7 protein-coding genes are annotated in these 16,878 nt (G+C 51.1%); 5 read left to right on the top strand and 2 right to left on the bottom strand.

What is annotated here, in order from left to right:
- Positions 1-1,481: 1,481 nt before the first annotated feature.
- The gene (gene tsaA / locus MXE39_RS12040; RefSeq protein WP_246978963.1) at positions 1,482-2,195 is read right to left on the bottom strand and encodes a tRNA (N6-threonylcarbamoyladenosine(37)-N6)-methyltransferase TrmO; all 714 of its coding nucleotides are present in this window, start codon (positions 2,193-2,195) and stop codon (positions 1,482-1,484) included.
- A gap of 340 nt (positions 2,196-2,535) precedes the next feature.
- Positions 2,536-3,309 (bottom strand): Rcs stress response system protein RcsF, encoded by a 774-nt coding sequence (gene rcsF / locus MXE39_RS12035; RefSeq protein ID WP_246978964.1) that lies wholly within the window; start codon positions 3,307-3,309, stop codon positions 2,536-2,538.
- Positions 3,310-4,361: 1,052 nt separating this feature from the next.
- On the opposite strand from rcsF, the gene glgC reads away from it, so the two are divergent.
- From glgC to MXE39_RS12010, 5 genes are all read left to right on the top strand, one after another.
- Positions 4,362-5,609, top strand: coding sequence for a glucose-1-phosphate adenylyltransferase (gene glgC, locus MXE39_RS12030; RefSeq protein WP_246978965.1), 1,248 nt, complete (start codon positions 4,362-4,364; stop codon positions 5,607-5,609).
- 997 nt (positions 5,610-6,606) lie between these two features.
- The gene (gene glgA / locus MXE39_RS12025) at positions 6,607-8,061 is read left to right on the top strand and encodes a glycogen synthase GlgA (protein WP_246978966.1); all 1,455 of its coding nucleotides are present in this window, start codon (positions 6,607-6,609) and stop codon (positions 8,059-8,061) included.
- A 1,684-nt stretch (positions 8,062-9,745) separates the two neighbouring features.
- The gene (locus MXE39_RS12020) at positions 9,746-10,210 is read left to right on the top strand and encodes a hypothetical protein (protein ID WP_246978967.1); all 465 of its coding nucleotides are present in this window, start codon (positions 9,746-9,748) and stop codon (positions 10,208-10,210) included.
- Positions 10,211-10,224: 14 nt separating this feature from the next.
- Positions 10,225-10,614 (top strand): hypothetical protein, encoded by a 390-nt coding sequence (locus MXE39_RS12015; RefSeq protein ID WP_246978968.1) that lies wholly within the window; start codon positions 10,225-10,227, stop codon positions 10,612-10,614.
- A 1,250-nt stretch (positions 10,615-11,864) separates the two neighbouring features.
- Positions 11,865-16,878, top strand: a 5,014-nt coding sequence (locus MXE39_RS12010; protein WP_246978969.1) for a hypothetical protein, incomplete at its 3' end; no start/stop codon positions are given.

Below are 16,878 nucleotides of genomic sequence, written 5' to 3'. Positions count from 1 at the left end.
TTATGAGCTTAAACCTTTAGCACAATGCAGCTCATTTAAACTTGAACAGATTTTTAACAGGTCTGATTTATGCTTTGCCGAGTCAGCATGATTTATGTGATCTGGATCAAGGCGTGTGTTTCCCCTAATGATGATTATGAACGGTAGCAGGAAGAGTATGAGATTCAGCCTGCACTTAGGACTGATAAGGCGCAGGTGGTGATGATTGCGATGCTGCTAATGATTGCTATGCTGTTGATGAAGGTTGAGGTGGTGACGGTAAAGCCATGTCGTTAAGGTACATGGCGGAATTGGACCACAACTTGGCAGGGTACCTGGTAGCACCCTAAACAGCCAATTGAGCTCAACTCAGGCAGGGTAAATGGTGGTGCAGTACTTTGCCATGGCTTTGACCACAGATCGGCTCAGATCATGGGTATTGGCAAAGGCAAGAACAAGGGCAAGGGCAGGGCAAAGGGCCTGTGCTTTTGGATGGACTGAGACAGAATGGTACGTTCAGATGTGGGTAGCTGCAGGCGCGGCTCAGCTTTGTGCAGCAGCATGAAATGGCTCAGTCTAAAGCCTCTGTGCCGACGGGCACTTATTGCTTACTAAGACTTCAGAGAGCAGGATGTGATCCATCCTGCTAAGGAGCACTCCTAATAAAACAGAAAGACATGGCTTATTTACCTGAATCTTGCATATGCAAGAATATTCATACAACAAATGAGGTAAAGCCATGTCCAGCAGTTACTTTACACCAAGTCAGGCTGATTTAGTATCACCAGCACCTGCCTTCTACAGTCAGGAAGTGAGCACTGAGTATCATGTGCAGTCATATGAAATGAGCCTGTCTATTAATTTTGAAGCCTCGTAATACCGTATTTCTATGCCCGTATAAGACGGGGAGGAGCCCAGGGCTCAGGTCACTTCTGACATTGAACAGTACGCCACAGGGCATAGCTATAGGGCATGTTGCTTTGGACTTTGAGAACAGCTTTGAACTCATTGCCTTTAGCAATCCTCCGAATGAGGACGTTTACAGCCTGATTGTGTCACTGCTCATAGCAAAGTCTTACATTTACATTTCACTTGCCTGGCAGCTGATGCCTGACTTTTGCTGCAAGACTATGAAATAGCACTTGTCTGACAACAATGCAAGTATGGCGACTGAAGAGGCTCAATGCCCAAGGAAGAACATCACGCTGCAGGAGCAGGATCAGGCCACGCACTGCCATGCACTGCACTAAAATGCTGCGACTTCACTGCCATTGACTGCTATGCATTGCCCTGCCACAGCAGGCACTGATGGGCTGTACTCATGTACCTGCATAACGGTGCCCTGCCCATACCCAGGCCCATACCCAGGCCCATGCCCATGCACTTCCCCTGCTGAGCCATGACGTATCCGTGTTGAGCAAGAAAAGGCTGATCTATGGAGCCTTGACATGGCCTGACATGGCTGTGCCTGCAGGTTTTTGCAGGCTTTGCAGCTTTTTGCATTAGAGGTGTTCGGTGGCCGTTTCCGGAGGGAGGATGTCCAGGACGGTTACGGTGTTGTCGGTGACGCAGAATTTGATGTTGTGGCCCAGCAGCAGGGCAAAGTATTCCTTGCTGTCAGTCTCCCCCTTGTAGGCAGGACGCGGGTCCTGGGAGAGTATCTCTACCAGCAGCTCACGGTCGAGGTTGAGGGAGGTTGCACGTAACTCTGCCTGTGGGGTAAAGACCACGTCTTTGAGCTCAGGGGGCTCAGGGGCAAAGCCGCTGCGGGCATCGGCTATGGCATCAACAAATGGGATATAGGGTTTGATGTCGAGCACCGGGGTGCCATCTACCATGTCTGCACCCAGTACATGCAGTACCGTACGTCCTTTGCGGTTTTCAATATGGTCAAGCTCCAGTACGGAAAGACCAAGACGGCTTGGTCTGAAAGGAGAGCGTGAGGCAAAGACACCTACTCTGGTATTACCACCAAGGCGTGGGGGTCTGATCATGGGACGGAAACGGTCTACCTGTATGCGGTCAAATACAAAGATCACATGGATGTGGCTGAAGCCCTCAAGGCCGGTTACTGCCTGAGGATCACTGTATGGGGGAAGCAGCTCAATTTCGCAGTGTGCCTTGCGGGCAAGGCCCGGCTGACGGGGAACGGCAAACTTCTGACCGTAAGGAGTCCTGATAATGCCCACCGGTTCAATGTTAAATGAACTTTCCATAAGGAAAATGTTGCCCTCAATGACGCAAAGGGCCCCGATCCTGTAAAGACCGGAGCCCTGACAGCCCCATGGAGGGGCTGGAACAAAAAATCTGTGCCCTGATATCAGCTGTGGCCAGCTGATATCAGGGCATGACAGTCAAGTCAGCCCTGGGAAGGCATTAATGCCTGCTTGCCGGCACTCATACGTACCTGCACTCGCGCATGCTGTTAATTGCTCCACCCTGTCGGGTCAGCCTGAGCTGCTGCTGAGCGCAGCAGGCAGACTGCAGGCTGGCTGCAGGGCAGGTCTGCCTTGCCTGTCTGCCCATGACTATGACTTTGAGGTATCCAGGATGAGCTTAGAGCTCAATCTTCTCGATGCGGCGGCCAAAGCGTTCTCTTTGTGGCTGAGGCTCTGGCTCAACCGGGGTACGGTCCCATGCAGGCTTACGGATGAAGCGTTCCTGCTGGACAGGAGGAGCACTCTGGACAGCCTCCTGAGCCGGGGCTGCTGATGCAGTTTGAGCGTTCTTTGCAGCCTGAGCGGCCTTTCTGGCTGGCTGAGCAGCATCAGAGGCCTGCTTTGCTGCCGGGGCAGTGTATGCTGCAGCAGGGCCGCCGATTGGCTCGCTTTCACCTGATGGGATGAAAGCACCGGCTGGCGGGGTCTGCTGGCCAGCATCAGGGGTGGCTGCCGGGGCTGGCTCTTCTGCTTTCACCGGGGCTGGACGCTTTGGCATTTCACCCTTGGCATTGGCTACCTGCAGAGCCTCGGCATAGCAGGTTACGGATACGTAACATGCCTGAGTCTTTTCAAGGCGGATGCACTTGTTGAAGATAATACCGTTTGCCCCCATATCAGCTGCCTGAATACGGGCATCAGTGCGGGCTTCGCTTTCACGGGCAATGAAGTCATCAGGATCTTCCTGACAGGCAAGACCGGTTACCAGGCCCAGGGAGCGGTACTTATGCTCCAGAATGCTCTCATTGGTATAAACCTCAACACGGGAAGGCTTGGCATATTCCACAAAGTTCTGAGGATTGAGGTTTGAGTCAAAGGAGACTTCCTGACAGGCGTTGAGCATTAAGGCTGCCGGTACCATTAAAGCGGCAGTCAGCATAGACTTCTTCATAGCAAAAAAATCCCGGAAAAATAAGGCTGGCCGGCCCGTCTGATACAGGCCGTCACGGCTCCAGATGCAGTGCAGCAGCGTCATAAAACGCTGCAGTCTCTACTTCAGATGTGAATGCCAGACGGCAGAAACACCCGGATAATACCGAAAATAACCCTCTATCATACCTGATCTTGTACTTTCAGATAAACCACCAGATCAGCCCTGTCTCTTTAATCCCCATCTTGAGGCCCCACAAGCTCCCGGACCTGTACCTGCCTCATCGTTCACCCTGATCTCAAAGCACATCCCACCTCAGCGGCCATAACCAGCCTGCCTATTCACCTATAACCTGCAGGCCAGCCGGCCTGCAGGTCAAAGCACTGGCCGTAATCGTAGCCAGAGAAATTAGACATTTCTTTTGACTGGTGGGACAGCCCCAGTCCCTGTCATTGCCATCCGCCATAGCCAGGGCGACAGCCATAACCATAGTCGTAATCGCAGCCATTGCTATTGCCCTCAGCCATAACCTCAGGCACTGGTATTGGTATGGAGCATGGCACTGCCATTGCCATTGGCATGGGCATGGGCACTGGCATAACCACAGTCATCTGCCATTTGCATAGCCATGGCAATTGCCATGGTCATGGCTGTTTGCCATGACCTGGGCATAGTCCTCGTCTGTAGAGTTAGACATCAGTAATACCGATGAGCTGTGGGCAGTACAGACGGAGCTGAGGGGTGATGGGATAACAAAAGTTGCAAATTGAGATGCAGCCCCCACTTTCGGGGCTATGTGGCCTGTGAGGGTACCGCTTAATTGCAAAAGTGAGCCCTGTATCATATTTGCTGTGGGCATTTTTTCTTATCCTATCAGATGGCCGCATGGCAGTGCGTATGTTCACTGTCATGGATGTTATGACGCTGTGCGTCCTGATCAGTCTTTCTGCATCTTTCTGTGTTCTTCGGAAAGTGTCCTGTATCTGTACTGCAGTGCTGACTGTCTGTGTTCAGCAGTACTGACTGTCCGGCAGTAAGACCGTCATTTTTGAGTACTACTCTGGAGGATTGTTATGTCCGGTGTAATGGCAATGATACTTGCAGGTGGCGAGGGCACCCGTCTGATGCCTCTTACCAAGCCACGCTCCAAACCTGCTGTACCTTTTGGCGGAAGCTACCGACTTATCGACTTTGTACTGAACAACTTCGTTAACTCAGGCATTCTGCGTCTGTTTGTTATCACCCAGTACAAGTCTCAGTCTCTGTACATGCACCTGAAAAACGGCTGGACAGTTTCCGGTATTCCAGGCTGCTTTATTGACCCTATTCCGGCCCAGATGCGTACCGGCAAGGAATGGTACCAGGGTACAGCCGACGCTATCTATCAGAATCTGACCTTCATTGAAGATCAGTACCCGGACAATGTCTGTGTCTTCGGCTCTGACCATATCTACAAGATGGATATCCGTCAGATGCTTAACTACCACTCTGCCAATAAGGCAGATTTGACCGTATCAGCCATCAGATTACCTGCAGCTGACTGTGCCGGCAATTTCGGTGTGATTGAGGTTGACCAGAGTGGCCGTATGATTGGCTTTGAGGAAAAGCCTGCCGTACCAAAGGAGATTCCTGGCGATCCTGGTTACTGCCTCGTATCGATGGGTAATTACATTTTCCGTACTCCGGTACTGGCCAACGAGTTAAGAGTAGATGCCGAGGACCAGACCTCCTCCCATGACTTTGGCAAGGACATCATTCCAAAGCTGTTCCCAAGAGGTAATGTCTTTGTCTATGACCTGTCCAACAACGTCATCGACGGTGAGCCAAAGGAGGTTTACTGGCGAGATGTTGGAAGCATTGATGCCTACTGGGATGCCCATATGGATCTGCTCAAGGACAACGCTCCTTTCTCCCTTATGAACGTCAAGTGGGCCCTGCATACTTTCTACCCTCCACTTCCACCGGCACACTTCTCTGATACTGCTCACAACCAGTCTCTGGTCTCCCAGTCACTGATTTCTGCAGGCTGTAATCTTGAGGGTGCCCGCATCAGCAAGAGTGTTCTGGGCTTCCGCTGTGAGGTACTGGACGGTGCTGATGTTGAGGAGTCGGTATTTATTGGTGATGTAAAGATTGGTGAGGGATGCCGTATCCGTCGCGCCATCATTGATCGTGGTGTGGAGCTGGCTCCGGGCTTTACTCTGGGCTACGACCCTGAGGCTGACCGCAAGCTTATCGACCCTGATGACAATGGCGGTGTAGGCATCTCATCAGGTGGCATTATCGTCATCCCTAAAGGCATGAAGCTGGGCTTTAACTAACACCAGGCCAGCAAGGCTGCCGGCCATGCAGGCAGCCTGGCGGCCTGGCCACAGGCATGGAGGTCCGGCCGGGTCCCCTGTACCTCAGCCCCAGTGGCAGCGACAGCGGCAACACCAGACCAGCATGTGGTTAGCCTGTGGCTCAGCCATGGAATGCCATCCAGCTGTGCATAAGCTACAGCCTGAGCCCAGGCCGGCCGGACCACTGCAGTCCAGAAAAACCAGTGCAGTCAGATTAAACAGCCAAACTGCTCTGTGCCCTTACCTGGAAACAGCAGCCGTCATGACTACAGGTAATGGTAATGACAGGGCAACCATACTGCGTATCGCAGCAGTCCCTGGCACAGCGACCACAGGCTATACAGCTGCAGGCTATACCACATCAGAAAGCTGTAGCGTTGCTGGCAATGCTGCAACCTCCTTACGGAATGTAGTTTCAGGTCATGCTCAGCAGCCAGCTGCAATGCAGCTGCTGCCCAGCCCATGGCAGGGCATCCAGCCTGAATACAGGCGCAGGTCATGCCACGCAGGCCATGCTGCACAGGTCTTTCGTAATGCAGCCTCGTAACATGCTCAGCAGCTATCTGTATTGCAGCTGCTGGCAATGGCACAGCCTGCTGACACTGTGCAGTTGCTCTTGCTTTTGCACCTGAGCGCATGTGCCTGTGCACATGCATGTGATCATGCGGCGTGATTTGAACCTGTGCACGAGCGTCAGGTATTGCGCCGTTGCCGGCTGCAGCTGCTGCCATGAGGGCAGCTGAGCAGTTGCCGGCTGTGACGCAATTATGTGCCCAGAACCATCAAAAAGAATTATCAGGACATAGGTACTGATATAATGGGCACGATAACAGATTTTTCAGGGCACTGTGTGCCCGGGCAAACAGACAAAGGTCAACGCAGGACTGTCCCATGACTGTTCCTGATGAACAGCCCGGCTGTTGATGACAGGCTTTTATTAGCCTCCTTATGCAGAAATTACAAGGAAGGTGACTTTTTGAACATCATATTTATCTCATCAGAAGTTGCAGACGTTATTAAGACTGGTGGACTGGCTGATGTAGCTAAGGCTCTGCCAGCACAGCTTAAGAGCAATGGGCACAAAGTCCGTGTCATCATGCCATGCTACAGCCTGATCAAGGGTGTCGAGAACTTCCCTGTCATTGGCAAATCCTCCCTGAACAAGGGCACTGATCGACAGATTGACTACCAGATCCGCTCTACCACCATTGGTGACGGTCTGGAGGTATGGCTGCTCGACTGCCCACGCTACTTTGACCGCACTTCCATCTACGGCGACAACAACCAGGCCTACTGGGACAATGGCGAACGCTATGCATTCCTGGCCGCCGCCTCTCTTGATGCCACCAAGACCATGGACTTCAAGCCGGACATTGTTCACTGTAACGACTGGCATGCCGGTCTGACCCCAATGATCCTGCGTATCAAATACGGCGGCGACAAGTTCTTTGATCTCACCCGCTCTATCATCACCGTGCACAATGGTGCTTTCCAGGGTGTCTTCGACCGTGGTCAGATCTACCTCGTTCCTGAAATCTGTCAGGTCTACAACGACATGATTTCCCAGGGCACCTACATCAACTTCTTAAAGTGCGGCGTATTCTACGCTGACAAGATCACTACAGTATCGCCTGGCTATGCCACCGAGCTGACCACCTACCTTGGTGGTCACGGTATGACCCAGAACTTCCTCAACCGTGCAGCTGATCTGGTAGGTATCATCAATGGCTGTGATTACAGTGACTGGGACCCTGCAACTGACAAACATCTGAACATACGCTATGACCTTGATACCCTTGAGGAGAAGATCCTGGGCAAGTACCTGCTGCAAAAGGAGCTTGGTCTGCCAATGGGTGACGATCCTATGTACGGCATGGTGGCCCGTCTTACCGACCAGAAGGGTGTAGGTATTCTCATGCCTATCCTTGAGGAGTTCTTAAGACACCGTGTCCAGATTGTTATCGAGGGTACAGGTGATCCTAACTTTGAGCGTCAGATGCACGAAATTGCTGCCCGCCACCCTGACAAGATGGTATTCCGCTCTGTATACGACAATGCCCTTGCTCACAAGATTGAAGCAGCATCTGACTTCTTCCTCATGCCATCAGTATTCGAGCCATGCGGCCTCAATCAGATGTACTCCCTTGCCTACGGAACTATCCCTATTGTTCGTGGTGTAGGTGGTCTGCGTGACACTGTAACCAGCTATGACAACGATCCTGAAAAGGGCAACGGCTTTATCTTCTGGGACCCTAATTCCGAAGAGCTGCTCAGCTGCCTGCGCCGTACCCTGATCTTCTACCTTGAGGATCCTGTTGAGATGGACCGCATCCGTCGCAATGCCATGAAGGTACGCTTCAGCTGGGCCGACTCCTGCATCAAGTATGAAAAGCTCTACGCTGATGCCCTGACCAAGCCAAAGTGGTGGTAAGGCCACACAGCAAAGCACACGGCCTGAACGGTCCGGTCCCATGACCGGGCCCCAAAGGACCAAAAGGGGCTGCCTGCGGGCAGCCCCTTTTGCGCTCCAGTCCACCACATTTATCAGATCTCCTCATCCACCCCGGCCAGCTGGCCGGAGGGACAGCATGTCAGGCAGGTCCATACCTCCATAAGGACAGTAAGGACTATCTCTGCCACTCAGGTTGCGGCATATGCCCATCCCGTCATTAAGGGCTCTGACGAGCCTGAATGTGCAGCCCAATAAGGCTGCTCAGCACGTCCACTGGATCTGGGCAGCCCCAGTACAGTAGCTGCCAGCCGCCCACTGTCTGAACATGATGGACTGGTCAGGCAGTGTCCTGTCACGGCAGTAACGCAAGGCCCAGCCTGGCAATTTCAGAACCAGCATGGTGAGTACACACCCGGCTGAGGTAAGTAAGGCAGGGGTATGCCTTACGGGCATACCTGCGGCAAGACGCGGACAAGTGCAGTGCTTTGAGCTAAATGGCTGGTCATGGCTCATGCTGTCATACAAGTAACAGAGCAAGGGCAAGTCCTGACTGACTGATTGATTGATTGATTGATTGCCTGTCTGCATGCCGGTCAGTTAATTTGCACGTGATTTTTAGCGAATGACAGGTTCAGCCAGGTAACTAAAGAGATTTCTGGATCGACCTGCACAGAGGAGTTATAGCCGGCCTTATTGAATGACCGACTGAGTGACTGATTGATTGGCCTGCTGACAGGCTAACCTGCTCAATTGACCGCTCCTCGATTGATTGCCATGCTTGCCTTCTTACTCAATTCGTAAGTGAGCGAGTGAATGTATGAGTGAGTTGGCTGGCAGGTGACTGATGCACTGAGTGATGTAGAGAGCATCTGAGTGAAGTGATATTGAGCGTGAGTATTGGTATGAGTATGAGGCTTTCCAGAGGGGAGCTCTGCTCCAGAGACGGGCTCTGGGCCTCTATGGTGAGCGTTATGACATTCAGGATGATGTCTGGTGCCCGTGATGATGCTGATGCAGACGCTACAGCTTATGCATAATGCGCCTGTTCACACTGGTGACCAGGCTATGAGCCATGATGCAAGGATGTCCAACTATGGCAGTGCCCAACGAAGCTCACAACCAAAGCATAAAACATGCATGGATGATGTGCCGGGCTTATATCGTCAAACGTTTCGCTTTACAAAGTATATTAGAACACTATATGTCCGGATATGGCTGTGCCATGAAATGCCATAGAATGACATGTTTTGCAGAGTTGTTATGAAATGCTTGATGGCCATACAGTTGTCAGACAAGTAAATCATAACCAGGTGCGGACACGGTTAACTCCAGATCGTGAAGTACCCACGGGCATTCCCGGCAAAGCCAGGCTCGTCCCTGCATATCCCATAATTGAGTGAATGTAACTGAGCTGGTCTGCCTGAGATACCGGATTTAGATGGCTGATCTGAGCTGTAGCATCTCAGTCTGCTTAAATATTTTAGAAAGTATCAGACATTTGGTTTTGCAGAAGCCTCGACAGTGCTGCCGTCTCGTACAGATTTGCCGCAGCCACTATCGCTGTCCCTGTAAGTGGCAGACTGCCGTCTGTGCCCAGGGCAACGGTCCACGTGCCTGAACTGTCAACCCGCTGATCTAAATCCCCAATGAATAAGGAATTTGCATGTCGATAGAAAGAATTAAGGCTGCTACTCTTGAAGAGAGTGTCCGTGCCCGCATTGCGCAAATGAACCTGATGATTCACAGGGATGTAAAGCTGGCCCGTAATCTCAGATTCCGCAGTCCAGCCTTTCTGGGTGAGGGTGTAACAGCTTTCCGCCTGCAGATTGATGCCTATTCCTACATGGAGCGCAACTCAGTAGCCATGGCTACCACCATAGGACGCTACTGCTCTATTGGCCATGGGGCAGACCTTGCCATGGGCAAGCATGATTACACTCATCCTACTACCTCACCTGCCTTTTACTTCAATGTCTTTTTCATGGGGCACTCAGGAAAATCCCTGAGCAGCATCCCCTGGTTCTGGCCAACAGCGGCATCAGCAATCAGGTACATATTGGCCACGATGTCTGGATCGGTGCCCACGTCCGTATACCGTCCTCAGTCACCATTGGCCATGGAGCCGTAATAGGCACCAATACTGTGGTCACAAAGGACGTACCACCTTATGCCATAGTGGTAGGTGGTGGAGAGCACAGCTCTCAGCGCATTCTCAAATACCGCTTCCCTGACGAGGTTATCAGCGACCTGCTGGAAATCAACTGGTGGGATTACGACATACCTAAAATGATTACCGCTGGCATCAAGGTACCACGTGACAATGTCAAAGACTTCATTGCCTTCTTCAAGAACGAAGACAGAGACAGGCTCATCCCAATCTCTGAGCCATGGCGCCTGCTCTGCACTGCCTCAGAGAGCAAGGTCTTTGTCTTTCCGTCAGAGCCTGACACCTTTATGGACTTCAACGCGGTAGAGATAGACGACGCCACCGGCAATGCCATACGCCTCTTCGTAACCGACATGGAGCTCTAACCACCCAACATCACAAGGCCAGGAACCAGCGCCATCCACCGCCCATAGCCACACAATCAGAAACCAGATCCAGCCCGGCAATGCCCACAATCATGGCCAAAGACAGGCTCAAAAGGGCCCCAAAACCACTTCCACAGGATAAAACGAAGTGAAGTGGTAACAAAAACACGAAACATGTACCATGTAAAGACCGTGTCTACGCAAAAGTATTTTTCAGTTCGCCTTACGCTTTTGCAAAGATATGCTTTTTAAATTTATCTTTTTTGAGCACCCTCACATGTCTGCGGCCGTTCCTGAATACGCGTATGCATTCGATATGCGCTATTCTGGCAATATCGGGTGTTTGCGTTAATGTTCTGTCCCTTTCTTTCCGTCCTGGATACACGGGGGCAAACAGGAATCAAACAGAAAGCTCAGAGCCAAGTCTCTAAGTATCTGTATCCCTTTGCCATCCCCGGCAGTTGTAAGATGTCTCCCCGACATCAACGTGCTGCAAAGCCATTCCAAATGACTTTCAGTACAATCTCACAGAGTTTCCCAAACTCGGTACCATCCCCTTCCTTTAGTCAGTTCCAGTCTTAAATCAGGCATAAATACCAGCAGCTGCAACAGCTGTTGAGCATAACTGTGCCCGATCGGTCAACAAACATACTCATGCCCACATCAACAGGCACGAGCCCCTAAATAACATCCCATCTGCAAGATAAACCGAACACCACGGCTGCCATGCACTGCCATGCAGCGCGTGCGGCCACATTTTGCGGAAACAAACAGGTGCGCCCAATGGTACGCTTTACAAAAGATGTTATAAGACCATTCAAACAAGACTGAAAGCCTCTCATATCAGACCATCCCAAGACACAAAAAGGATTTTTCTACGTCCCTTATTGCGTCCAGAGTATGGCCACAAACTGAGCAGGCAACCTCCTGAACTGACTACGCCTCTGGCATCTTTATGCCATTTCATATCACTAAAAAAGCAATCTGGTACCCGTGAGAGCCCTTGCAACAGCCAAATGGTCATACGCCTCCAGTACACCGGCCTTGACCATCATATCCAGTAAGGTTCTTCAGGAATAAACCTCGAACCTCCCCAACAAAAATCAAAACGCCGACTGCACAGCCATGCTCAATCAAGAGCACGCCCACAGCCGGCGCCGGACCGTTCCCGAAGTGAAGCGGTCCAGACCTGCCAGGCAGCGCCTGCGCAGGGCCCGGACAGGACACACTTCAAACAATTCAAGAAACAGATGAAACTTTCTAACAACGCCATCAAGTTCCTGATGGCTCAATATCGTGCAATCTACAAGAACGCCTACGTAAAGGGCCTAGCAACTGCCGTCATCCTGACCTCAGCCCTGGCTGCCGGCCAGGCTCAGGCTGTTACACAAGGTAAAAAAATTGATGATGCTGAATGGGCTAAACTAAACGGCCCTGTAGAGGTTGTTGATACCACAAACTTCCTTGATATCAAAGGCAAAAATGCAACAAACTCTAACGAGTTTGTTTTAGATCTTCAGTCTGGATCAAATGTTATTCAGGCAAATGGTACCTCAGGAGCTGCTGTTAAAGCTGACAAAGGTACTATTAAAATTACCTCAACTAAAGGCGATGCTACTCTTGATATTTCCACAGCAGTTAATGGCTCAGGCGCTTCTTTAGACATTAAAGCTGTAGAAGTTATTAAAGGCAAGCTGACAACGAAAGGCAGTGGAGCTCAGGTTACTGCTGCGCTCAATGCTGGAGCAATTACAATTGGCGGCACTGAAGCTGGTGCCAGCGGTACAGTTGAACTTGGCGACTTTACCCAGACAGGTTATTCATTAGCCGGAACAGGCATTAATGGCGCAAAAACCCAAGACGTGTCCAACTACTCAACTATCAAACTGATTTCGGGCGGTAAGCTCGGTACAGCCGATACACTGACAGCCGATCTGGGTCAGGTGAAAGTTGACGCAGCTAACCTCGTGATCAGTGGTGGTACCTTATCTACAGGTGCTGATTCTAATTTATCCGGCAGCGGCGCACTCTTTACCGTAAATCTTGTTCAAGGCCAGATGGACTCAGGTACAATTCAGACCAAAAGTACAAAGGCAAGCGATAACAAGCTTTCTCTGATTTTTGCCGATGGAAACTGGAAGTCCGGTGATACAGCAGTTGAGAAGGTCTTTACCATCAACGGCGGTACTCTTGACCTGGCTACCGACATGGTTGTGTCCGGTGCCGGTGTGGTCAAGTTCGGTAAGGACCTCTCCAAGTTAGATGTCAAGAATAAGGGTATCACTGTATCCGGTTCAGCTGGCGTCTATGCCGATGATGCTGCTCATGCTGCCACCGTAATTGGTGCTCTGCCAATTACTCTTAGCGGTGGTGCTTTTGAGATTGGCTCTGGTGATGTCGACCTTACTGCAGCTGACAACAAGATCAAGTTTGCTGCTGATGCTGCCAAGGGAACCATTGGTATCAAGGACGGCTCTTTCTTCAAGGCCAATAACAGCAATGTAACTGTCAGTGGCGACCTTGCTGCCAAGATGACTGTCGAGGCTGATGGCTTTACCATTAAGTCCGGCTCTGCAGTAACACTGACCAAGACTAAAGTTAAAGCTGACAGCAGCCTTACTCTTCTTGCTGATACCGTAGTATCAGGCGGAACTGACACCAGCATTACTCTTGGTGCACAGTCTCTGGACAGTATCTTAGCAAGTGATAAGTACAAGGCTATCGATACTGACAAGACTCTCAGCCCTGAGCAAAAGGTTGCTGCCAAGAAGAGCATGCTGATCAACGGCACAGGTGGCTCAATCAGTGGCAATAAGCTGACCCTTCAGAGTGGCGGTACCTTAACTGTTGCTAATGGCAATTGGACTGCTAAGAATGAAATTGAACTTAAAAATGCTACCACATCAGGCAAGTTAGTAGTTGGTGCACAGAATGGCGTAGCCAGCCTTACTTTTGCTGCCGGTTCCAAGCTCAACGTCTCCAGCGGCACTATTTCTGTAGGTGCTTCCTCTGCCAGCCCTCAGGAAGCAGTACTGGACATCAGCGCTCTTGGTGCTGACAACCTGACCCTGACCAAGGGCTCTTTAACCGCTGACAAGAACGGCACTCTGATTGCTGATGCCACCCAGATTGGTGATCTGACAGCTGAAAACTTCAAGACCATCATCTCTGGTGGCGGTACCTTACAGCTCAATGGTGACGTTGAGTTAGCTAAGAGCAAGATTGCTACAAGCGACACTGCAGGAAAGCTTATTTTCTCAGGTGCTGCTGGCAGTCTGGCTACCTTAAAGGCCGATACTCTTACCATAACTGGCGCTGACAGCGTTAATATTGGTGAACACGGCGTTATCAAGGCCACAAGCCTTACTCTTAACAACATTGACAACTCAGGCGCTGCTCAGCCAGTCAAGCTCGGTTCAGGTAACTATATTGTTACCGAAGAGCTGCTGACCGAAAAGAACGGCACTGTTCTTGAGCTTGGTCAGAACGCCTCCTTACAGCTCGGTGACATTGGTACTGATGCTGATGGCAACAACTATTCAGTAACCACAGCTGGCAACACCAACATGAGCCTCAAGCTCAACCATTCTGGTGCCAAGGTCGACTTTGTTACTGGCAAGTGGGGCAACAACAAGACCTCTCTTGATGTTGTCGATGGTCAGGTCAACATCGGCTCTGAACTTTTAGATGCTAACTATAACGTTATCGCTGCTCAAGTAACAGGCAACAAGCTGACTCAGGCTTCAGGTGGAATCACCTTAAACAGTGGATCAACCGCTACCTTTACTGAGATTGCCAAGACCGGTGGCGAGCTTATCATTGAAGGCGACTTTGTCATCGAAGGCAAGCACACTCCATATGAAGCAGCTGTAAGCGGCTCCAATGGCGTTGTCGGCAAGCCAGAAGTTCTGCAGAGCTTTGGTGTAAAGCTTGATAAGGCTAAAGTAATCGGTGCTAATGCCTCTCTGACCATTGGTGCTGAGGCCATGGGCGCTATCGCTTCCATCGATAATTCAGTTGATAGTAAGACTGTTAAGGTTAACTACAAACTTGATAAGGAAAGCGGTGCTGCTCTTGATCTGGTGAGCGGAGCAATCACACTTGAGGACTTTGGTACTCTGAAACTGGGCTTTGACAGCGGCGACAAGTTTACTCTTGATCAGCTTAAAGCTATCCGTAAAGAGTTCCTTGGCAAAGAGGAAGCCATTGATACCGGCTTTATCTCCCTTGGCAATGCCACTATTGATGGTGTAACCCCTTCCGGCGGTACTCTGGCATTTACCGAGCTCAACAAGTTCAAGGACTTCACTGACTTTGTAGTAGGTGACCTTAAGGATGCTACTATCACTGGTGTTGATGGTACCGTTAACGGAAATGTCGGCCGTCTCGAGACAGAAGCCGGCTCAGTAACCGTTGGTGTAGCCACCCTCAACAATTGTAAGGGCGGTGCTTTTGCCTATGAAAAGGGTACCGGCGAGGCAGTTAAGATTACCGTTAATAAGAGCGGCCTGTTAGGTCTGAATAACGGTGGTAAGGCTGGCGAGGTTATCCTGAATGATGGCGTGTCCCGTGGAACCACCCTGCTCATCTCTGGCGGTTCAGCAAACGTAGCTACAGATGTTGCCAAGATCTCAGCTAAGGGTACCAATACTGAAGTTCAGGTAGCTTCCGGCATCCTTAATGTCAAGGGCGGCGTAACAGCTGGTTCTATCAAGACCTCTGCTGACACCACTCTGAATGTTGAAGGCTACAAGAGCGCTACCGGCCTGACCCTGTCCAATGAGCAGGCTCTGTCTGAGTTCAAGGGCAATGTCAACGCACAAAGCATCAAGGTCAGCTTTGCAGGTGAGACTATCTTTGCAGGTAACAATAACAACTTCCTGCTCATGTCTGCATCAGGCACTAACGGTAACCTGACCTTCAAGAACGGTACTACTACTGTAAGCAGCATGCTGGGCATTGACGTGTCCAAGGCTGTAGACAACGGTGTCGATGTTCTCGATAACGCTGTTCTGAATGTTGATGGCGCTATCAAGCTGGGAGCTCAGTCCTACCTTGGTGTTGGTTCCGAGCACGAATATGCTGCTGACGGCAAGACTGTTGTAGAGTCCGGCTCTACCGGCTATCTCTACGCCAAGATGGTTGACCTCAATGGCGGCATCATGGGTGTAGACCCTGAGTACGGCATGAAGACCTCTATTGCTGCAGTTGGTGCTTTCGGTGCAGGCACTTTCAACCTGCTCAATGCTAACGATGCCGGTACTGTCAGCGGTGACGTAGTTGTCAGCCAGAACGCTGCTCTTGGTGTTGGTCAGTCCGTAAACCTGGATACTGTTAAGAACTTCGTTGCTCAGTACCAGGATGCTGACGACTCTCTGTCCAAGGATGGCGTAGCCAACGTCATGTACATCGACGGCAAGATCATGCACAAGAGCGGCCGTATCATCCTTGATGGTCAGAACCGTCTTGATGATTCCGTAGCTGTTCTGCGTGAGGGCAGCACTGCCTTTGCCTATGGCTATGATGCTGACAGCAACAAATCTGTATCAGGTGATGAACTGGCTGATCTCTACATCGGAAATGGTTCCATCCTGGCTTTGGGTAATGGTGCTGTTAACGGTGCCATTGAGTTTGCTGACGCTACTGCTCAGATCTATGCTCCAGCTTCCGCTGACAGCAAGAAGGCCCAGCAGGGTAAGATTGTTCTGGCCGGTGAGGACTTCCTCAAGAGCCGCAACATCACCCTGTTCACTGCCGGTGCCAAGGCTGCTACTAATGGTAAGCCAGATTCTGCTGTTCCAGGCAGCGCCAAGAACGTCACCGTTCTGGGTGAGACCGGTAAGGATGACATCCGTGTTGAGTCCCTCAATGGTCTGATGTACTTCACTCTCGAGGCCGGTAAGGCTCTTGAGGAGACCGGCTACAACCTCAAGCTGGATACCAAGCGCGTTGATACTGCCTTTACCGCAGCTTCTGCTCCAATGAGAGACTTCCTTATCGGTTATACCGCTCAGGACAAGAACTGGTCAGCTGTTGCCTATGGTGAGGCCGGCGCTGTATCCGAGACTCTGCTGGGCAATGTTGCCGGTGCCATGGTTACCGCTGCAAACGGCACTGTTGAGTACGCCGCTGACGCAACTGAAGAGTTCAAGCAGGCCAACCCTCTGAGCAACTTCGTTGCCGTAAATACTGGTACTGCTGAGGCTCCTCAGTATGTAGCCTACGAGAAGGCCTACAACGGGTTCCTCGAGGACGTAGTACGTA

Origin of the sequence: Anaerobiospirillum sp. NML120511, from assembly GCF_023050955.1 — a bacterium.
GTDB lineage: Bacteria > Pseudomonadota > Gammaproteobacteria > Enterobacterales > Succinivibrionaceae > Anaerobiospirillum.
The sequence above is the reverse complement of the archived record's forward strand: the minus strand, read 5'-3'. Positions and strand labels throughout refer to the sequence as shown.